The following is an 18,949-nucleotide window of genomic DNA, read 5'->3' as shown; positions in this document are numbered from 1 at the left end:
CCATGGTCAGCGTGGCCGATCTCACTGCGCCCGGCCGCACGACGGTGATGGGCATTGTCAACGTCACCGAGGACTCGTTCTCCGACGGCGGCCGCTGGCTTGCCGCCGATGACGCGATCGCCCACGCGCATGAACTCCTGCGGCTCGGCGCAGACATCATCGACGTCGGCGCCGAATCCACCCGACCCGGCGCCACCCGCGTGCCTGCGGAGGTGGAGGCCGAGCGCGTCCGCCCCGTCATCGCGGCGCTGCACGCGGACGGGATCCGCACCTCGGTGGACACGATGCGCGCGTCGACGGCGCTCGCGGCTGCCGACGCCGGCGTGGACCTCATCAACGACGTCTCCGGCGGCCTCGCCGACACCGACATGTACCGCGTCATGGCCCAGACCCAGCTGCCGGTGTGCCTCATGCACTGGCGCGCCGACGCCTTTGTCAACGCCTCCGGGGCCGCCGACCACGGCGGGGACGTGGTGCGCGACGTCCACCAGGTGCTGGGCGAGCTGGTGGATAACGCGCTCGCCGCCGGCGTGGCGCACGACCAGATCACGCTCGACCCCGGCCTCGGCTTTGCCAAGACGGCCGCGGACAACTGGGCGCTGCTCAACGCGCTGCCCGAATTCATCGCGGGCGAGTTCCCCATCCTGGTCGGCGCGAGCCGCAAGCGTTTCCTCACCGGGGTGCGCAAGGAGCGCGGCCTGGAGCACGGCCCCGTCGACGCCGACCCCGCCACCGCCGCCGTCACCGCGCTGTCCGCGCACTACGGCGCGTGGTGCGTGCGCGTGCACGAGGTCGCGGTCTCGCGCGACGCCGTCGACGTCGCCGCCAAGTGGCGCGAGGGAGGTGCGCACCCATGGCCGATCGCATCGAACTGAAGGGCCTGCAGTGCTACGCGCACCACGGCGTGCTCCCGCACGAGACCGAGTTTGGCCAGTCCTTCACCGTGGACATCACCTGCTGGGTCGACTTCGCCGAGGCCGCGGCGGGCGACGACCTGACCAAAACGATCAACTACGCGGAGCTCGCGCAGCTCGCCTACGACGTCGCCGCGGGCACCCCGCGCCAGCTCATCGAGACCGTCGCCACCGAGATCGCCGACACCGCCATGGACCGCTTTGACGCCCTGCACGCCATCGAGGTCACCGTGCACAAGCCGCACGCGCCGATCCCGCTCGTCTTCGACGACGTCGCCGTCGTCTGCCGCCGCAACCGCAAGCACAGGAGGTAGCATGCGCGCCGTCATTTCCGCAGGCTCCAACATGGAGGACTCGCGCGCGCACCTCGCCTCGGTGGTGGACCACTTCGCCGACTCGCTCGTCGTCGCCAGCTCCCTCTACGCCACCGCCCCCTGGGGCAAGACGGACCAGCCGGACTTTCTCAACCAGAGCATGCTTATCGACGCCCCCCTCACCCCCACCCAACTCCTCCGCGAATGCCAGGCGCTCGAGGAGGCCGCCAACCGCGTCCGCGTCGAGCGCTGGGGGCCGCGCACCCTGGACGTGGACATCGTGGACATCGCCGGCTACACGTCCAACGACCCGGAGCTGACGGTGCCGCACCCGCGGGCGCACCTGCGCGCCTTCGTGCTTGCACCCTGGCTGGAGATCGACCCGGACGCTACCCTGGGCGGCGAGCGCGTCGCCGACCTGCTCGCCCGCCTGGACCCGGCGGAGCGCGACGGTGTGCGCAGACTGGAGGGCTAAGAGGATGAGCAGCGAGGGCATGCACCGCACGTCCTACGCGGCGCTGATCGGGGCGGCGGGGTTCTGCGCGGCGGCCACATTGATTCTGATGCGCCGGTGGTACGGGGCGGTGGCGTCGATAGGCGCTGCGGTGCCGTCGAGCCTCTGGGTGCTGGCGCTGGTGTGTGCGGTGCTCGTGGTGGTGGTGAAGCGGCGGCGCTCCGACGGGCGGGTCGGGCTGGACCGCTCGCAGCTCAACCCGATGATGGCCGCGAATTTTATGCTGTTTGGCAAGGCGTGCGCGTGGGCCGGCGCGGTGTGCGGCGGGGCGTACCTCGGGCCGCTGGTGTACGTGGTGCCGCGGCTGGGCACGCTCGCCGCGGCGGGGGAGGACCTGCCGGGGCTCATCGGCGGTGTGGTCGGCGGCCTGCTGCTCGCGGTGGCGGGGGTGCTGCTGGAGAAGGCGTGCGAGGTGTCGCCACCCTCGTCGGGCGAGGGCGTTAGCTAAGGTACTAATCATGACTGCCCAACCCTCTTCTAGTGACCGCGGAAACCTCTGGGTCATCGTGCCGTTCGCGCTCGCGATCGTGGGCACGGTGGTGATGCTGTTTACCAACTCGGCAAACGCGCTGAAAATCTCGCTCATCCTCGCGCTGTGGGCCGCCGCGGCCGGGCTGATCGTGATCTTCCGCATGCGCCGCGACCGCGACGAAGCGACCCGCGCGCTCAAGCAGAGCGAGGCGAACCACAAGGAAGAACTGGCGCGCCTGGAGCGGCAGCCGGCCGCCGCCGCGGGTGGCGCCGGCGCGAGCCCGGTGGACACCGAGCTGCTCCGCGAGCTGCAAGCTGAGATCAAGGCGCTGCGCTCCCAGCTGGAGGAGATGAGCGGGCAGGTCTTCGAGTACGAGCCGACCGCGGTGCGTGCGGCGGCGCGGCGCATCCAGGAACTCGAGCGCCCGGCGGAAGCGGAGGCAGCGGCTGAGCCGACTGCGCCGAGCGAGCCGGCTGAGCCCGTTGAGGCGCCCAAGTCCGAGCCCCACAAGCACGAGACCAAGGGGCCGTCGAGCTTTGACACCGCGAAGATCTCCGTGGTGCGCACCCCGGCCCCGGAGCGCGCGAACGGCTCCCACCGCCGCGGTCGCCCCAGCGGCGCGCCGAGCAGCGACGCTGTGCGCGGCAACATCGGGCAGCAGCCGCAGCGCGAGCAGCAGAACCCGCTGTCGGCGCTGATCAGCGAGCGGACCAAGACCGAAACCGCCGCACCCAAGCCGGAGCCGGAGCCCAAGCCTCAACCCCAACCGCAGCCGGAGCCGGAGGAGTACGTCGGGCGGCATGAGCAGGGCGTCGAGAAGCGTGAAAGCGATGAGCGCCGCGGAGGCCGACGCCGCCGCGATGCCGGCCGCGAGGGCTCGCTGTCCGTCTCTGAGCTGCTGGAACGCAACAAGCGCTAGTGGCGCCGACACTCTTGGCCGGCGCGATCGGCAACGCGTGCGGGCTCGCCGACGACCTCGAGCGCGCCGGGCACACCGTCCGCCCGCTCGACCTCGCGGACCCCGGGCTCATCGCGCACGTGGACCTCGTGCTCATCGACGTCGCCAGCCCCGCCGAAGTCCGCAGCATCGCCGCCCGCCTCGCCCCGTACGCGCGGCCGCGCCAAATGTTCCTGCACACGGCGCTGCTCGGCGGCGCGCAGCTGCTCGATGACGTGGAAATGGCGCGCGCGATCGTCATGTGCGCCTACCGCCTCCACGACCGCACGTGGCTCACGTCCGCGGCCGACGAGCTCGGCGAAGGCGTCGTTGCCATGCTCGTTGCGGAATCCGGCGGCACCGCCGTGCCCATCGCAGATTCGGCGCGCCCGCGCATCGCCGCCGCGCAGGAACTCCGCGCCGCGCAGCGCACCTTGCTTATCGACGCCCACCAACTCCTCACCTCCGCCATCCCCAACCTCCCGGCGCTCGGGGACGAGCCCGCGGGCGAGGGGCCGGGCCTCGACCCGGCCACGGCGGACCTGCTGCTGGGCGCGATCGATGATCCAGGCGTGCGCCGCGCGTTCGTGGACATGCAGCGCAGGGGTGCGGAACAGGCCCGCGACGCCGCCATGCAAGTGTGGGCAATGGACAAATACGAAGGGAGAAACCAATGACGTTTACACCGGGAGCAGCGACCGTCGTGCGCGACGAGGCGCTGCTGGCCACCTACGGGCGCGCGTTCCGGAAGGTGGGCAAGTCGATCGTGGTCGTGCCGCTCGGCCGCGCGGTGCACGCCGGGCACATCGAGCTGATCCGGGCGGCGAAGTCGCTGCTGGGCTCGTACGTGTTTGTCACCTTTTCGGGCGACGAGGTCCCGGAAGTCTTCGCCGAGGAAAAGGTTGACGTGGTCTTCCACGGAGAACTGGGCTGCGCCGCCAGCGTGGACACCGGGATGGCGCACCTGGAAGACGCCGAGGCGGTCGGGCGCGACGTGGCGCGGCTGCTCGCCACGCTCAACGCCACCCACGCCACGGACCTGGTGCTGGGGGAGAAGGACTTCGAGCTGCTCGTGGCGACGCAGCTGGCGGTCACGGCGCTGCGCATGGAGGTGAAGATCCACAGTGTGCCCACGGTGCGCATGCCAGACGGGCTGGCGGTGAGCCTGCGCAACGGCGACGTGCCGGAGGAGCACCGCGACGCGGCGCTCGCGCTGGCCGCGGCGTTGACGGCGGGCGCGCACGCGGCGGAGCACGGCGCGGACGTGGTCCTGGAAACCGCCCGCGGGGTGCTCGCCGCCGCCGGGGTCGAGCCCGCCTACCTTGAGCTGCGCGACCTTGCCATGCGCCCCGCCCCACCGACCGGCGACGCCCGCCTCCTCGCCGCCGTCGATCTGGGCGGCGTGCACCTGATTGATAACGTCGGCGTGCCGCTGGGCGTCGGGTTTAAAAACATCGAGGCATAGCGGGCGCTACACTCTTGGGCATGTCTGTGTCCAACATCGCTGCACTGCTGAACCAGCGCTTCGGCTTCACCTTCGACCAGGAGCAGGTCCTGGAAACGGGCCGCACCGCCGATTCCACCCTGTACACCGCGTCCAACGAGAGCGGCCAGGCCGTGGAGGTCGAGCTGTTTGCCGCCACGCCGGGGCCCGACGCAGCCGATGTGGTCGGCGCGCTCAACACCGCGCTCGCGGAGGCGTCGCACCCGGGCGTGTTCCAGCCGCGCGGCGCCGGACTGACCGACGGCGGACACCTGTTCGTGCTGCGCGAGGCCCCGACCGGCACACCCCTGCGCCAGCTGTTGGGCGAGAAGCAGGCCGTCGGCTCCGCCTTCACCAAGACTGAGGCCCGCGACCTGCTCCAGCCGGTCGCCGAGGCCATCGACGCCTACAACCGCGAGGGCCACGCCGACTTTGTCGCCCGCTCGATTACACCGGACCACCTGCTGGTCCAGCCCGCCTGGTCGTCCACGCCCGTGAAGATGGCGCTCGTGGGCCCTGCGCCCTCGCTTAGTGACGCCACCGGGTCCGCCGAGCGCAACCGCGCCGATTTCCGCGACCTCGTCGCCGAGCTCACCGGCGCCCCCGTGGACGCCGAGCTGGCCGGCGAGTCCGGCTCCTGCGCCGGCTACCTCCTCGCCCTGGCAGGCGGCGCCGCCTCCGCGGTCGAGGACCAGGGCCCGCTGACCTCCGTGGCGCCGCGCCCGCAGGACGGTTACCGCAAGCCCCCGGAGCCGTACGCCTACGGCCCCACCGGCGAGTACAAGCGCCCCGCCGTGGTGAAGAGCAAGATGAACCCGTGGCCCTGGATCATCGCGGTGCTCGTGCTCCTGCTCATCGCGCTCGGCGCGTTCTGGTGGTGGTGGGACAACAGCCGCGGCGCGCAGTGGGAGGGCGCCGACGCGGAGATCGCCGAGGCGTACCCGCAGCTGGTGTCCGGCAGCTCGGGCCAGAAGGGCTGGGAGGACCTGCAGTGCGAGTCCGCCACCCCGGAGCAGGGCCAGGAGGGCAAGATCCGCTGCGCCAACCAGGACCTGGGCGTGTCCGTGTCCAAGTACGTGTCGCAGGACGCGCGCGACGAGGTCGTGCCGGGCCGCGACGAGGCCGTCATCCTGGGCAGCGGCGAGTGCATGATCGACTCCTACGAGGTCCCGGACGCCTACCCGCCGGCCTTCGTGATGGTGCCGGAGAACAAGGAGCAGTTCATGGTGGTCATCAACGGCCACGAGGCCGAGGAGAAGCGACTCGCGCTGCCGATGTGCGAGTAGCGCCACCGCCCGCCGTGGCATACAGTAGGCGGGCTCAGCATTGCCTGGAGCACAGGGGAGCGCGGATCAGCGAGCTGCCCGCGTGCTCCTTCTTTTGTCGCACAGAAAGGTGACTCCGCGCGTGACCGCCCGTACCGCTTCCGCCGCACCCAACCCGGCGGTCCTGCTTGGCATCCTCGTGTTCTCGGCGATGATGATGATCTTCAACGAGACGACGGTCTCGGTGGCCCTGCCGGCGATCATGCAGGAGTTCGCGGTCAGCGCGGACGTGGCGCAGTGGCTGCTCACCGGCTTTATGCTCACGATGGCCGTGGTGATCCCTACCACCGGCTTCCTCATCGAGCGGCTTACAACCCGCACCCTGTACTTCGCCGCGATGGGCCTGTTCATCGGCGGCAGCGTGCTCGCGGCGCTCTCGCCTGCCTTCGTCGTCCTGATCCTCGCCCGCATCGTCCAGGCCGCGGGCACGGCGGTGATGATCCCGCTGCTGTTCACGGTCACGCTCAACGTGATTTCGCCGCAGCGCCGCGGCACGGTGATGGGGCTCAATGCCGTGGTGATCTCGGTCGCCCCGGCGCTCGGCCCGGCGCTGGCCGGCGCGGTGCTGAACGCGTACACGTGGCACCACATCTTCTGGGTGATGGTGCCGGTGCCCGTGCTGCTCGTCGTCTGCGCGTTCTTTTTCATGCGCAATGTCGGCGAGACCCGCTCGACGCCGCTCGACCTGCCCTCGGTCGGGCTGTCGGTGCTGGCGTTCGGCGGCCTGGTCTACGGCTTATCGACGTTCACGCAGCTCCTCACCGGCGAGTCCGTCGCCCCGGCGATCGCGCTGGCGGTGGGTATCGCGTTCACCGTCGTGTTCGTGCGCCGCCAGCGTCGCCTTGCCGCCCGCCACCGCGCGCTGCTGGACTTCGGGGCGTTCCGCTACCGCGACTTCACCTGCTCCATCATCGCCGTCGTCTTCATCTTCGGCGCGTTCCTGGGCACCGTGAACTTGCTGCCCATCTACATGCAGGGCGCGCTCGGGCTGTCCACGCTGCTCACCGGCCTGCTCCTGCTGCCGGGCGGCGTGGCGCAGGGGATCGCCTCGCCGATCGCGGGGCGGATCTACGACGCCGTGGGGACCCGCTCGCTGGCCGTCCCCGGCGCGATCCTCATGGGGGTCTCGCAGGCCGCGCTGTGGCTGCTGCTTGGCGAGGACACTCCGGCGTGGGTGATCGTGGTCTCGCTGATCGCGGTGAACGTGGCGATGGCGATGGTGATGACGCCGCTGCTCACCGCGTCGCTGTCCGCCCTGCCGAACGCGCTGTACTCGCACGGCTCCGCGATCCTCAACACGCTGCAGCAACTCGGCGGCGCGGCCGGCACCGCGGTGCTCATCGGCGTGATGTCGCTGCGTGTGGCGGCGGGCGCGACGCAGGCGGAGGGGTCTGCGTCGGCGTTCGTGGCGGGGGTGGTGGCGTCGATAATCGCCCTGGCCGCGGTGAGTCTTGTGGGCGGGCGGCGCGGTACCGTGACCGTGGAGTCGAGTGAGCCTCGCTGACCGACTACGATGGCTGAACGTGAATACGCCAGAACTTTCAGAGCAGCAGCAGATCCGCCGGGACAAGAGGCAGAAGCTTCTCGACGCCGGCCAGGACGCCTACCCAGTCAGCGTCGAGCGGACCACCTCCCTACAGGACCTGCGGGCGAAGTACCAGGCCGTGCCCGAGGGGGAGGGCGACGGCGCGACCAAGCTGGAGCCGGGGCAGGAGACCCAGGACGTGGTGGCCGTCGCGGGCCGCATCATGTTCCAGCGCAACACGGGCAAGCTCTGCTTCGCCACCCTGCAGGAGGGCAACGGCACGCAGCTGCAGGTCATGCTCTCGCTCGCGGAGGTCGGCGAGGACGCGCTGGCCGCGTGGAAGTCGGACACTGATCTCGGCGACATCGTGTCCGTGAAGGGCCGGGTCATCGCTTCTCGACGCGGCGAGCTCTCCGTCCAGGCGCAGTCCTGGCAGATGGCGTCGAAGGCGCTGCGTCCGCTGCCCGTCGCGTTTGCGGACATGAACGAGGAGCAGCGCGTCCGCCAGCGCTACACCGACCTGATCATGCGCGAGGACGCCCGCACGAACGCGATGACGCGCATCCGCACCATCGCCGCGGTGCGCAAGTACCTCACGGGCGAGGACTTCGTGGAGATTGAGACGCCGATGCTGCAGACGCTGCACGGCGGCGCCGCTGCCCGCCCGTTTGTGACCCACTCGAACGCGCTGGACATCGACCTGTACCTGCGCATCGCGCCGGAGCTGTACCTCAAGCGCGCCGTCGTCGGCGGCATCGACCGCGTCTTTGAGATCAACCGGAACTTCCGCAACGAGGGCGTGGACAAGTCGCACTCGCCGGAGTTCACCATGCTGGAGACCTACCAGGCGTGGGGCACCTACCACGACGGCGCCGAAATGATGAAGGGCCTGGTGCAGTTCTGCGCCCGCGAGGTCTTCGGCTCCGAGCAGGTCACGCTTGCCGACGGCACCGAGTACGACTTCTCCGGCGAGTGGAAAGTCCTGGAGATGTACCCGAGCCTCAACGAGGCCCTCGCCCGCAAATTCCCGGGCCAGCCCGAGGTGACCATCGAGTCGAGTGTGGAGGAGCTCACCGCCATCGCCGACACCATCGGCCTCAAGGTGCCGGAGGGCGCCGGCTGGGGCCACGGCAAGCTGGTCGAGGAGATCTGGGAGGAGCTGTGCGGCGACCAGCTCTACGAGCCGACGTTTGTGACCAACTTCCCGGTCGAGACCTCGCCGCTGACGCGCGACCACCGCGATAAGCCCGGCGTGACCGAGAAGTGGGACCTCTACGTGCGCGGATTCGAGCTGGCCACCGGCTACTCCGAGCTCGTCGACCCGGTGATCCAGCGCGCTCGCTTCGAGGACCAGGCGCGCCTGGCCGCCAACGGCGACGACGAGGCCATGGTGCTTGATGAGGACTTCCTCGCCGCCATGGAGCAAGGCATGCCGCCGACAGCCGGCTGCGGCATGGGCGTGGACCGCCTGCTCATGGCCCTGACCGGCCTGGGCATCCGTGAGACCGTCCTGTTCCCGATGGTCAAGCCGGAGGCGTAGGTGGTCGCAGGCGCGGGCGTTCCCGCGCACGGCGCGCACACGGCGCTGCTGCCGCGGCGCGTGCCGGCGTGGCTGCTCTGGTCCGCCGCGATCATCGGCCTGCTGCGCGCCGCGATCATCCTGCCGCTGCTTCGCGAAGGCCTCGACTTCGTCCCCATCTGGGACGCCGTCCAGCGCTACACGCACGGCGTCCCGGTCTACAACGAGGACTACTCCACGTCCGACCCCCACTACCTGTACGGGCCGGGGGCGAACGTTGTCCTGGCACCGCTGGCGGTGTTCGGCTCGTTCGATGTGGCCCGGTGGGCGATGGTGGGGGCGAGTGTGGCGTCGATAAGCATTGCCCTCTGGTGGACCGCCAAGATGGTCGCGCCGGAGATGGCGCGCCCGCTCACGCTCGCGGCGATCGGCATCGCGTTCAACGTACCGGAGCCGGTGGAATCCACGATCTACCTCACGAATATCAACGGGTTCCTGCTGCTGGTCATGGTGGCGTTCGTGCACGCGTGCCTGCGCGACTACCGCGGGTCGAGGGTTGTCGCCATGCTCCTGCTCGCGTACGCGGTGACGATCAAGCCGCAGTTCATCGTGCTCATCGCCGTGCCGTTCCTGCTGGGGCAGTGGTGGGTGCTCGTCGGCGCGGGCGCGGTCTACGCGGCGCTGTTTGGCATCGGCTGGGCCACCACTGCGGAGCCGGGCTGGTACACCGAGCGGCTCGTGCCCTACCTGGCGGAGACGCGGCAGTACGACAACGGCGCGATCGGCGCGCTCGGGCTCAGCGGCGCGGGCACGGTCGCGGTGAGCATCGTCGTGCTCATCGGCGTGTTCGGCGCGGTGGCGGTGCTGTTCCCGCAGCGGCGCGAGCTTGGCGTGGTGTGGGCGTTTTGCACGATCGGCGTGCTGTTCTGCGGCGTGTTCCTGGTCGGCGGCCTGCTGCAGGGCTACTACGCGGTGTGGTTGATCCCGCTGGCCATGACGGCGGTGGACCTGCGCTCCCCGGTGCGCAGTTGGGCGGCCGGCGTGGCGCTGGTGTGCACGATGGGCGTGATCGCGCTGCCCGGGGTGCCCAGTTTGCTCTCTACCCTCGGATGGAGTGCCCTGCCCTTTGCTATTGCGGTGGCGGCGGGCCTAAGATTGAGGCCAACAACAGGGTTGTTACCCGCGTGAGTTCGCGGGGCAAGACCTGGGGCGTTTTGGCGTCCCAGGTCTTTTTGTTTGCCTGAAGCGAAAAAGGAGCATACCGATGGCATCCACGAAGGTCGGCCGCCAGGAGCTGGCTGCCGACATCCTCGCCGGTATCGGCGGGCCGGACAATATTGTGAGCATGACGCACTGCGCGACGCGTTTGCGCCTCGAGCTTGTCGACGCCACCAAGGCCGACAAGGAACGCCTCGAAGCCAACCCCAAGGTGATGGGTGCTGTGCCGCAGGGCGGGAGCCGCTACCAGGTCATCATCGGCGGTGACGTGGCGAATGTGTACAACGACATCAATAACCTGCCGGAGATGGCGGGGCGCGGCGCCGTGTCCAACGACGACTTGAAGAAGCAGCAGCGCGACAAGGCCAAGGGCCGGCTGCCGTGGCTGGATACGTTCTTTGAGTACCTGTCGGACTCGTTCCGTCCGATTCTGGGCGTGTTGCTTGGTGCGTCGCTGATCATCGCGTTTGCCGCGGTGCTCGACGCGTTCCACCTCGTGGACTTCCGCGCGGAGTTGAAGACCCCGGGCTGGCAGTTCGTCGACGCGATGTGGAACTCCGTGTTCTACTTCCTGCCCGTGGCGGTGGCCTACAACGCCGGCAAGAAGCTCAACATTGACCCGTGGGTGCCCGCTGCGATCATGCTGGCGCTGTTCACCCCGAACTACATCACGCTTGCCGAGCACCCCGAGGCGCGCGTGGTCGAACTGTTCGGCGAGCCGACCGATGTGATCGACGTCTTCGGCCTACCGATGATTCACAACGGCTACGAAGGCAACGTCTTCGTGCCGCTCATCATGGCCGCGGTCGCCGCGGCGCTGTACAAGGGTTTCCAGAAGATCATCCCGTCCGCGGTGCACATGGTCTTCGTGCCGTTCCTCACCCTGCTGGTGATGATCCCGGTCACCGCCTTCCTCATCGGCCCCTTCGGCTACCTGCTCGGCGCCTGGATTGGCACCGGCCTGGCGTGGATGAACGGCAACGCCCCGTTCGTCTTCGCGCTGCTCATCCCGATGCTGTACCCGTTCCTGGTGCCGCTTGGCCTGCACTGGCCGCTCAACGCCCTGATGCTGGTGAACATTGACACCCTCGGCTACGACTTCATCCAGGGCCCAATGGGTGCGTGGAACTTCGCCTGCTTCGGTGCCACCGCCGCGGTGCTGGCCATTTCGCTTCGCGACCGCGACCCGCTCATGCGCCAGACCGCCGGCTCCGCCCTGGCCGCTGGCCTGCTCGGCGGCATCTCCGAGCCGTCGCTCTACGGCATCCACCTGCGCTTCAAGAAGATCTACCCGCGTATGCTCGTCGGCTGCTTCGCCGGTGGCCTGACCATCGCGATCCTGGGCACCCCGTTCGGCGGCGTGAAGACGAACGCCTTCGTATTCACCTCCATCCCGACCGTGTTCGTGTTCGACCCGATGTGGGTCTACCTCGTGGCGATTGCCGTCGCGTTCTTCACGGCTTTCTTCGTCATCCTCATCACCGACTACCGCACCCCGGAGGAGAAGGCGGAGGCGCTCGCCCGCGCCGCCGCGGCGCGTGACGGCGTGGAGACCGAGGCTGCCGACCCCGCCGACCCGGCTCCCGCAACCGCCGCAGCACCCGCTGCTGCCGCTGAGTCCGCTGAGCCCGCCGTGGCGACCAAGGAGGTGCTCGCGCCGATCGCCGGCGCGGTCGTCCCGATGGACAAGCTCGGCGACGCCGCCTTCGCCTCCGGCGCGCTCGGCCACGCGGTCGGCATCGAGCCGCAGGACGACAACGTCACCGTCGCCGCCCCGGTGTCCGGCAAGGTTATTTCCGTGGCCAAGACGGGCCACGCCTACGGCATCAAGACCGCCGATGGCGTGGAGATCCTGGTGCACATTGGCATTGACACCGTTAAGCTCGGCGGCGAGGGCTTCACGCCGGTCGCTGAGAAGAAGCAGCAGATCAAGGCCGGCGAGCCGCTGGCGGAGGTGGACTTCGCGTCCATCAAGGCCGCCGGTGTCGACCCGACCGTGATCACCACGGTGGTCAACTCCAAGACGCTCACCGGTGTTGATGACCTGGCCACCAACACCGTCACCGAGGGGCAGCCCGTCCTCGGCGTGACCAAGTAAGGCCCACTCAGCCACAGCGCGCCCGCAGCGGAAGATCCCGCGGCGGGCGCGTTACGCTTAGGGCATGCAAGTCCTGCGCGTGTTTAACAACAACGTCGTGCTCGCCCGCCGCGGCGACGAGCCGGTGGTGGTCACCGGCCGCGGCGTTGGCTTCAAGACCAAGCAGGGCGACGCGCTCGACGAGTCCAAGGTACAGCGCATCTTCGTGCCTATCGACGGCCGCGACCCCGACCACGCAGGCGAAATGATCGCAGGGCTACCGGCCCGGGCGGTCGACAATGCCGCGGCCGCGCTCGAAGAGATCGGCGTGAACCCCCGGCTGACCCTGGTGACCGCCATCGCGGACCACATCGGCGGCGCCGCCGAGCGGGCGAAGGCGGGCACCACCGTGGAGTACCCGCTGCGCGCCGAGGTCACGCACCTCTACCCTGAGGAGGCGGCGCAGGGGGAGCGGCTGCTCGCCGCGATCAACCGGCGGCTCGACGCGCCGCTCCCGCCCGAGGAGGCGACGGCGCTGACCCTCCACCTGGTCAACGCGGGGTTCAACACTGGCAACTTGGCGCAGACGTACCGCATGACGGGCGTGATCCAGCAGATGCTGGACGTGATTGGGGCTGAATGGGGTGAGGGGGTGGACGTGGCGTCGATAAGCACTGCCCGCTTCATCACGCATGCGAGGTACCTCTTCGTGCGGCTGGAGCGCGGGGCGCAGCTGGACCACGGGAATTCGCCGCTGACGCGCGAGCTGCTGCGCGCGTACCCCGCCGAGATGGAGGTAGCGCGGAAGGTCGCGCAGGTGGTTGAGCTGCGGTTCGGGCGCGAGCTGACTGACGACGAAGTCGCGTACCTGGGGCTTCACGTCGCCAGGCTGCAGGAGGCGCAGGCGGACGAGTAGTGTCGGGGGCGGACTAGCGAAAGGAATGACCATGACCAACCGCACTGTTCTCTACGGAATCGGAGTGTCCGCCGGCACCGCATCCGGCCCGCTTGCAGTTGTGAGGCCCGCCGTCGGCGTGGACGACAACGAGCCGGCCGCCGTCGAGGGCGACAGCGAGCGCGTCAAGGCGGCGCTGCAGGAGGTGGCGGAGTCCCTGAAGCAGCGCGCCGAGCATGCGAACTCCGCGACGTCGAAGCAGGTGCTGGAGGCGACCGCGACGCTGGCGACGGACCGTGGGCTGATCCGCGGCATCGAGAAGGAGCTGAAGAAGGGCACCGGCGTCACGCACGCGATCCACGACGCCGTCGAGGTCTACGCCGGGAAGCTGCGCAAGCTCGGCGGCTACATGGCGGAGCGCGTGACCGACCTGTACGACATCCGCGACCGCGCCACCGCGCGCGTGCGCGGCCTGCCGGAGCCGGGCGTGCCGGACTTCGCCGAGCCGTCGATCCTCGTCGCCCACGACCTCGCGCCCGCCGAGACCGCGACGCTCGACCCGGAGCGCGTGCTGGGCATCGTCACCGAGGGTGGCGGCGCGACCTCGCACACCGCGATCCTGGCCGCGCAGCTGGGCATCCCGGCGGCGGTGCAGGTGAAGGGCATTCTTGGGGCGATTGACGACGCCACACCGCTCGCCATCGACGGCGGCGTCGGCGAAGTCATCGTCGCCCCGTCCGACTCCGACGTGAACGAGCTGGAGGAGCGCTCCCGCCGCCGTGCAGAGGCGCTGGCCGGCTCGTCCGGCGAGGGCGCGACCCGCGACGGCTACAAGGTGAAGCTGCTGGCCAACATCGGTACCGCGGAGGACGCGGAGAAGGCCTCCAAGTTCGACCTGGAAGGCTCCGGCCTGTTCCGCACCGAGTTCTTGTTCCTGGACCGCGACTCCGCGCCGACCGTGGACGAGCAGACCGAGACCTACACCCGGGTGCTGCGTGCCTTTGGCAAGCGCCGCGTGGTCGTGCGCACCCTGGACGCGGGCGCTGACAAGCCGCTGAGCTTTGCCGACCTCGGCGAGGAAGAGAACCCGGCGCTGGGCCGCCGCGGGCTGCGCCTGTCCATGGTCCGCGAGGACCTGCTCAACGACCAGCTGCAGGCGCTGGCCAACGCGCACGCCAATGTGCCGGAGGCCGAGCTGTGGGTCATGGCGCCGATGGTCGCCACGGTGGAGGAGACCCAGTGGTTCTGCGACAAGGCCCGCGGTTACGGGCTGCCCAAGGTGGGCATCATGGTGGAGACCCCGGCGGCGGCGATCCGCGCCGGGCACGTGCTGAGCATTGCTGACTTCGCCTCGATTGGCACCAACGACCTGTCCCAGTACACGATGGCCGCCGACCGCATGCAGGGTGAGCTTGCGGAGCTGCTCAGCCCGTGGCAGCCGCCGGTGCTGAACATGATCAAGGCGACCGGCATGGGCGGCTACGCCACCGGCAAAACGGTCGGCGTGTGCGGCGAGGCCGGCGGCGACCCGCTCATGGCGCTCGTGCTGGTCGGCCTGGGCATCACCTCGCTGTCCATGGCCCCGACGAAGGTGAACGCGGTGCGCGCCGCGCTGCGCCTGCACGACATGGACACCTGCCGCCAGATGGCCAACTACGCCGTCGACGCCCCGACCGCGAAGGAAGCGCGCGAGAACGTGCTGAAGATCGCGGATCCGGTGCTCCGCGACCTGCTGTAACGCCTTTTGGGCATGCTTGCCCGCGCGCCGGGGTTGCTGGCGCGCGGGCTTTTGCGTTGGGGGGGAGTTAGTCGGGCGGTGTGCGGCTGGGCGCGCGGGCGGTGTGGTCGGTGCCGGTGGGGGTGGCGTTTCCGTATGGCGAGACGTAATAGATCTGTCCGTCCCGCCGTTCGGTGTGGCCCCGGGCGCCGGTCGCGGCTTGCGAGTTGTGGTACTGGCACAACCAACCAAGGTTGGCGGGCGTGGTCTCGCCGCCGTGGCGGTGTTCGCTCATGTGGTGCGCCTGGCAGCGTGTGGCTGGTACGGTGCAGTCTTTCCAGGTGCACGTGGTGGCGTCGGCAAGCATGATCTCGCGGTGTTTCGCCGAGGCGAAGCGCGCGTTGTAGGCGTTGACCGGCCCGTCCATCGCGCCGACGAGGATGATGCTGCCGAGCCCTTCGAGTTGCATGCGCACGAATTCTTCCCCGGTGGTGATCACCCCGTTGACGAAGTGGACCTCAACGTCGTCACCCGTGCCGGCGATGATGCGCTGGTAGTCGCCGAGGTCCAGGTTGGCGGTAACGCGTACGAGGTAGTCGGCTTTGGGACAGTCGTTTGCCAACCAGCCGGTGATGTTGTTGTTCGCCGCGTCGTAGACGCCTTGGATGGCCAGGGCGGGCCCGGTGATGCGCAGAGTGGCCATGCCGTCGCCGTGGTGGGTCACGCGGGCTTTTTCGGTACGCGGGGGTGCCGGTTGGAGTTCGGCTTTCAGTTCGTTGGCAACGCGGGTGATGTGGGTCAGGTCGCCGGGGGTGTTGCACAGGGTGTCGATGTAGGTCCAGCGGGCGGTGGTGTCGGTGATGGTGCGGGCGCTGCGGGCGATGTAGGCGAGGGTGTCCAGGCGGTGCTGGTTGGTTGCGGCGCCGGTGTGGGCGCGGCGTTGGTAGGCGGTGTGGCTGGTTGTGCCGCACAGTACGGTTGCGGCGGTGTGGAGTTGGCGGGCGCGGTCGCGTGGCAGGCCGAGTCCGGTGAGGTCCTCGTGGGTCATGCCAGCGGCCGCCGCGACAAGTTGCATGCCGCGGCGGTCGATGGATACGAGGTCTGCCAGTGCGTTCATGGCAGCCACGTTACCGGCTCTGAGCTGGGGAAACAATGGGTTGTGAGGATTCACCCATTTTCGGCCCGGGAGGGAACCGCGGGCCGGTTTGGTGCGTCTAAATAGGGTTGGGGGGTTTGCGTGTTCGCCAGTGGCGAACACGGGATGGATTGGGGCTGTGGCGCGTTAGAGTAGGTGAAAACTCACGACAAGAAGGGGCACACCATGTTCGAGAGGTTTACGGACCGAGCACGGCGCGTGATCGTGCTGGCGCAGGAAGAAGCGCGCGAGCTCAACCACAATTACATGGGCACGGAGCACATCCTGCTCGGCCTGATTAAGGAAGGCGAGGGCGTCGCCGCGAAGGCGCTCGAGCAAATGGGCATCAATCTCGACGACGTGCGCCGCGAGGTCATCGAGATTATCGGCCACGGCTCGCAACCCGTCTCCGGGCACATCCCGTTTACGCCGCGCGCGAAGAAGGTGCTCGAGCTGTCGCTGCGAGAGGGCCTCCAGATGGGCCACAAGTACATCGGCACCGAGTTCCTGCTGCTCGGCTTGATCCGCGAGGGCGATGGCGTCGCCGCGCAGGTCTTGACCAAGCTCGGGGCAGACTTGCCGACGGTGCGCCAAACCGTCATCCAGCTGCTCTCCGGCTACGAGGGCGACAACCAGAACCCCGAGGTGCCGCAGGCGGGCCCCGGCCCGGTCGCATCCGGCCCCGGCCCGCGCGGCGGCAACCAGCAGGGCGAGCGCTCCAACTCGCTGGTGCTGGACCAGTTCGGCCGCAACCTCACCGCGGCCGCCAAGGAAGGCAAGCTGGACCCGGTCGTTGGCCGCGACAAGGAGATCGAGCGCATCATGCAGGTGCTCTCCCGCCGCACCAAGAACAACCCGGTGCTCATCGGCGAGCCCGGCGTGGGTAAGACCGCCGTGGTCGAGGGCCTGGCGCTCGACATCGCCAACGGCAAGGTCCCGGAGACACTGAAGGACAAGCAGGTCTACTCGCTCGACCTCGGCTCGCTGGTGGCGGGTTCGCGCTACCGCGGTGACTTCGAGGAGCGCCTGAAGAAAGTGCTCAAGGAGATCAACCAGCGCGGCGACATCATCCTGTTCATCGACGAGATCCACACGCTCGTCGGCGCCGGTGCCGCCGAGGGCGCGATCGACGCGGCGTCGCTGCTCAAGCCGAAGCTGGCGCGCGGCGAGCTGCAGACCATCGGCGCGACCACGCTCGACGAATACCGCAAGCACATTGAGAAGGACGCGGCGCTCGAGCGTCGCTTCCAGCCCGTGCAGGTGGACGAGCCGAGCCTCGAGGACACCGTGAAGATCCTCAAGGGCCTGCGCGACCGCTACGAGGCGCACCACCGCGTGTCCTACACCGACGACGCGCTCAAGGCCGCCGCGAACCTGTCGGATCGCTACATCAACGACCGCTTCCTGCCGGACAAAGCCGTCGACCTGCTCGACGAGGCCGGCGCCCGCATGCGCATCAAGCGCATGACCGCGCCCGAGGAGCTGCGCGAGGTGGACGACCGCATCGCGGAGGTCCGCAAGCAGAAGGAAGCGGCGATCGACGCCCAGGACTTTGAGAAGGCCGCCGGCCTGCGCGACACCGAGCGCAAGCTGGGCGAGGAGCGCGCGGAGAAGGAAAAGAAGTGGCGCTCCGACGACCTGGAGGACATCGCCGAGGTGGGCGAGGACCAGATCGCGGACGTGCTCGCGCACTGGACCGGCATCCCCGTGTTCAAGCTCACCGAGTCCGAGTCCTCGCGCCTGCTGCACATGGAGAACGAGCTGCACAAGCGCATCATCGGCCAGGACGAGGCGGTCAAGGCCGTCTCGCGCTCCATCCGCCGCACCCGCGCGGGCCTGAAGGACCCGAAGCGCCCGTCCGGTTCGTTCATCTTCGCCGGCCCGTCCGGTGTGGGTAAGACGGAGCTGTCGAAGGCGCTGGCCGAGTTCCTCTTCGGCGACGACGACTCGCTGATCCAGGTGGACATGGGCGAGTTCCACGACCGTTTCACCGCGTCGCGCCTGTTCGGTGCGCCTCCGGGATACGTCGGTTACGAGGAGGGTGGCCAGCTCACGGAGAAGGTGCGTCGCAAGCCGTTTAGCGTCGTGCTGTTCGACGAGATCGAGAAGGCGCACAAGGAGATCTACAACACGCTCCTGCAGGTGCTCGAGGAGGGCCACGTCACCGACGGCCAGGGCCGCGTGGTGGACTTCAAGAACACCGTGCTCATCTTCACGTCCAACCTTGGCACCGGCGACATCTCGAAGCCGGTCGGCCTCGGCTTCACCGGCAACACCGCCACCGATGCCGACGCGCAGTACGACCGCATGAAGCACAAGGTCAACGACGAGCTGAAGAAGCACTTCCGCCCCGAGTTCCTCAACCGCATCGACGAGATCGTGGTCTTCCGCCAGCTGTCGCAGGAGGAGATCGTGCAGATGGTCGACCTGCTCATCAGCCGCGTCGACCTCAACCTCGCTGCGCAGGACATGGGCATCGAGCTTACCGACGCTGCGAAGAACCTCCTGGCCAAGCGCGGTTTCGACCCCGTCTTGGGCGCCCGTCCGCTGCGCCGCACCATTCAGCGCGAGGTCGAGGACGTGCTGTCCGAGAAGATCCTGTTCGGCGAGATCGGTGCCGGCGAGATCATCACCGTCGACGTCGACGGCGACGTCGAAGGCGACGAGAAGAACGCGAAGTTCACCTTCACGCCGCGTCCGCGCCCGCTGCCGGCGGAGACCTTCGACGGCACCGAGACTGCCGAGACTGCCGAGGGCGAGCCTGCCGACGAGGTCCGCGAGATCGACCCGTCCCGCGAGCAGCCGGAGTCCGAGGCGTCGCGCTTCCCCGATGAGTCGGGCGAGCACGGCACCGAGGGCACCGACGGCAGCTCCGACGGCCGCGGCCCCGAGCCGGTCTAAGCC

General features: G+C 69.1%; 16 protein-coding genes. 15 read left to right on the top strand and 1 reads right to left on the bottom strand.

From position 1 onward, the window contains the following. The first annotated feature begins 2 nt into the window (after positions 1-2). The 14 genes from folP (at position 3) to ptsP (ending at position 14,931) form a co-directional block, all read left to right on the top strand. Positions 3-875, top strand: a complete 873-nt coding sequence (gene folP / locus CKJ82_RS09480) for a dihydropteroate synthase (RefSeq protein WP_095537931.1) — start codon at positions 3-5, stop codon at positions 873-875. Beyond that, entirely contained in the window at positions 854-1,228 is a 375-nt protein-coding gene (folB, locus tag CKJ82_RS09475; RefSeq protein WP_095537930.1) for a dihydroneopterin aldolase, read from the top strand. Before folP ends, folB begins: the two co-directional genes overlap by 22 nt. Before the next feature lies 1 nt (position 1,229). Beyond that, the gene (gene folK / locus CKJ82_RS09470) at positions 1,230-1,703 is read left to right on the top strand and encodes a 2-amino-4-hydroxy-6-hydroxymethyldihydropteridine diphosphokinase (RefSeq protein ID WP_095537929.1); all 474 of its coding nucleotides are present in this window, start codon (positions 1,230-1,232) and stop codon (positions 1,701-1,703) included. Positions 1,704-1,722: 19 nt separating this feature from the next. Continuing rightward, positions 1,723-2,190: a DUF3180 domain-containing protein gene (locus CKJ82_RS09465; RefSeq protein ID WP_095537969.1), complete on the top strand. Its 468-nt coding sequence runs from the start codon at positions 1,723-1,725 to the stop codon at positions 2,188-2,190. Positions 2,191-2,200: 10 nt separating this feature from the next. Beyond that, entirely contained in the window at positions 2,201-3,133 is a 933-nt protein-coding gene (locus CKJ82_RS09460) for a DUF6779 domain-containing protein (protein ID WP_095537928.1), read from the top strand. Next, positions 3,133-3,828, top strand: coding sequence for a 6PGD fold domain-containing protein (locus CKJ82_RS09450; protein ID WP_133064061.1), 696 nt, complete (start codon positions 3,133-3,135; stop codon positions 3,826-3,828). Before CKJ82_RS09460 ends, CKJ82_RS09450 begins: the two co-directional genes overlap by 1 nt. Next, positions 3,825-4,616, top strand: coding sequence for a pantoate--beta-alanine ligase (locus tag CKJ82_RS09445; RefSeq protein ID WP_095537925.1), 792 nt, complete (start codon positions 3,825-3,827; stop codon positions 4,614-4,616). The genes CKJ82_RS09450 and CKJ82_RS09445 overlap by 4 nt, the downstream gene beginning before the upstream one ends. A gap of 20 nt (positions 4,617-4,636) precedes the next feature. Beyond that, positions 4,637-5,920, top strand: coding sequence for a protein kinase family protein (locus CKJ82_RS09440; protein ID WP_095537924.1), 1,284 nt, complete (start codon positions 4,637-4,639; stop codon positions 5,918-5,920). Positions 5,921-6,041: 121 nt separating this feature from the next. Then, positions 6,042-7,463 carry a DHA2 family efflux MFS transporter permease subunit gene (locus CKJ82_RS09435; protein ID WP_240510748.1) on the top strand — a complete coding sequence of 474 codons (1,422 nt, stop codon included), beginning with the start codon at positions 6,042-6,044 and terminating at the stop codon, positions 7,461-7,463. A gap of 19 nt (positions 7,464-7,482) precedes the next feature. After that, complete coding sequence (gene lysS / locus CKJ82_RS09430) at positions 7,483-9,024, top strand: lysine--tRNA ligase (RefSeq protein ID WP_095537923.1); 1,542 nt, start codon at positions 7,483-7,485, stop codon at positions 9,022-9,024. Beyond that, positions 9,025-10,191 (top strand): glycosyltransferase family 87 protein, encoded by a 1,167-nt coding sequence (locus tag CKJ82_RS09425; protein ID WP_095537922.1) that lies wholly within the window; start codon positions 9,025-9,027, stop codon positions 10,189-10,191. 76 nt (positions 10,192-10,267) lie between these two features. Next, positions 10,268-12,319, top strand: coding sequence for a glucose PTS transporter subunit IIA (locus tag CKJ82_RS09420; RefSeq protein WP_095537921.1), 2,052 nt, complete (start codon positions 10,268-10,270; stop codon positions 12,317-12,319). A gap of 64 nt (positions 12,320-12,383) precedes the next feature. Next, positions 12,384-13,214 (top strand): PRD domain-containing protein, encoded by an 831-nt coding sequence (locus CKJ82_RS09415; protein WP_095537920.1) that lies wholly within the window; start codon positions 12,384-12,386, stop codon positions 13,212-13,214. 31 nt (positions 13,215-13,245) lie between these two features. Next, positions 13,246-14,931 (top strand): phosphoenolpyruvate--protein phosphotransferase, encoded by a 1,686-nt coding sequence (gene ptsP, locus CKJ82_RS09410; RefSeq protein ID WP_095275585.1) that lies wholly within the window; start codon positions 13,246-13,248, stop codon positions 14,929-14,931. Positions 14,932-14,998: 67 nt separating this feature from the next. Here the strand turns inward: ptsP and CKJ82_RS09405 are convergent, their stop codons facing one another. Continuing rightward, positions 14,999-16,027 carry an HNH endonuclease signature motif containing protein gene (locus CKJ82_RS09405; RefSeq protein WP_095537919.1) on the bottom strand — a complete coding sequence of 343 codons (1,029 nt, stop codon included), beginning with the start codon at positions 16,025-16,027 and terminating at the stop codon, positions 14,999-15,001. A gap of 204 nt (positions 16,028-16,231) precedes the next feature. On the opposite strand from CKJ82_RS09405, the gene CKJ82_RS09400 reads away from it, so the two are divergent. Continuing rightward, entirely contained in the window at positions 16,232-18,946 is a 2,715-nt protein-coding gene (locus CKJ82_RS09400; protein WP_095537967.1) for an ATP-dependent Clp protease ATP-binding subunit, read from the top strand. The last annotated feature ends 3 nt before the right edge of the window (positions 18,947-18,949 follow it).

It is taken from the genome of Corynebacterium gottingense, assembly GCF_002285125.1.
GTDB classification, from domain to species: domain Bacteria; phylum Actinomycetota; class Actinomycetes; order Mycobacteriales; family Mycobacteriaceae; genus Corynebacterium; species Corynebacterium gottingense.
Note: the sequence above shows the minus strand (reverse complement) of the source record. Positions and strands in the feature narration are given on the sequence as shown.

Excerpts from the sequence above, each read along its gene's own strand:
- folP (WP_095537931.1), top strand. The coding sequence starts at position 3 with ATGGTCAGCGTGGCCGATCTCACTGCGCCCGGCCGCACGACGGTGATG.
- folB (WP_095537930.1), top strand. The coding sequence starts at position 854 with ATGGCCGATCGCATCGAACTGAAGGGCCTGCAGTGCTACGCGCACCAC.
- folK (WP_095537929.1), top strand. The coding sequence starts at position 1,230 with ATGCGCGCCGTCATTTCCGCAGGCTCCAACATGGAGGACTCGCGCGCG.
- CKJ82_RS09465 (WP_095537969.1), top strand. The coding sequence starts at position 1,723 with ATGCACCGCACGTCCTACGCGGCGCTGATCGGGGCGGCGGGGTTCTGC.
- CKJ82_RS09460 (WP_095537928.1), top strand. The coding sequence starts at position 2,201 with ATGACTGCCCAACCCTCTTCTAGTGACCGCGGAAACCTCTGGGTCATC.
- CKJ82_RS09445 (WP_095537925.1), top strand. The coding sequence starts at position 3,825 with ATGACGTTTACACCGGGAGCAGCGACCGTCGTGCGCGACGAGGCGCTG.
- CKJ82_RS09440 (WP_095537924.1), top strand. The coding sequence starts at position 4,637 with ATGTCTGTGTCCAACATCGCTGCACTGCTGAACCAGCGCTTCGGCTTC.
- CKJ82_RS09420 (WP_095537921.1), top strand. The coding sequence starts at position 10,268 with ATGGCATCCACGAAGGTCGGCCGCCAGGAGCTGGCTGCCGACATCCTC.
- CKJ82_RS09415 (WP_095537920.1), top strand. The coding sequence starts at position 12,384 with ATGCAAGTCCTGCGCGTGTTTAACAACAACGTCGTGCTCGCCCGCCGC.
- ptsP (WP_095275585.1), top strand. The coding sequence starts at position 13,246 with ATGACCAACCGCACTGTTCTCTACGGAATCGGAGTGTCCGCCGGCACC.
- CKJ82_RS09405 (WP_095537919.1), bottom strand. The coding sequence starts at position 16,027 with ATGAACGCACTGGCAGACCTCGTATCCATCGACCGCCGCGGCATGCAA.
- CKJ82_RS09400 (WP_095537967.1), top strand. The coding sequence starts at position 16,232 with ATGTTCGAGAGGTTTACGGACCGAGCACGGCGCGTGATCGTGCTGGCG.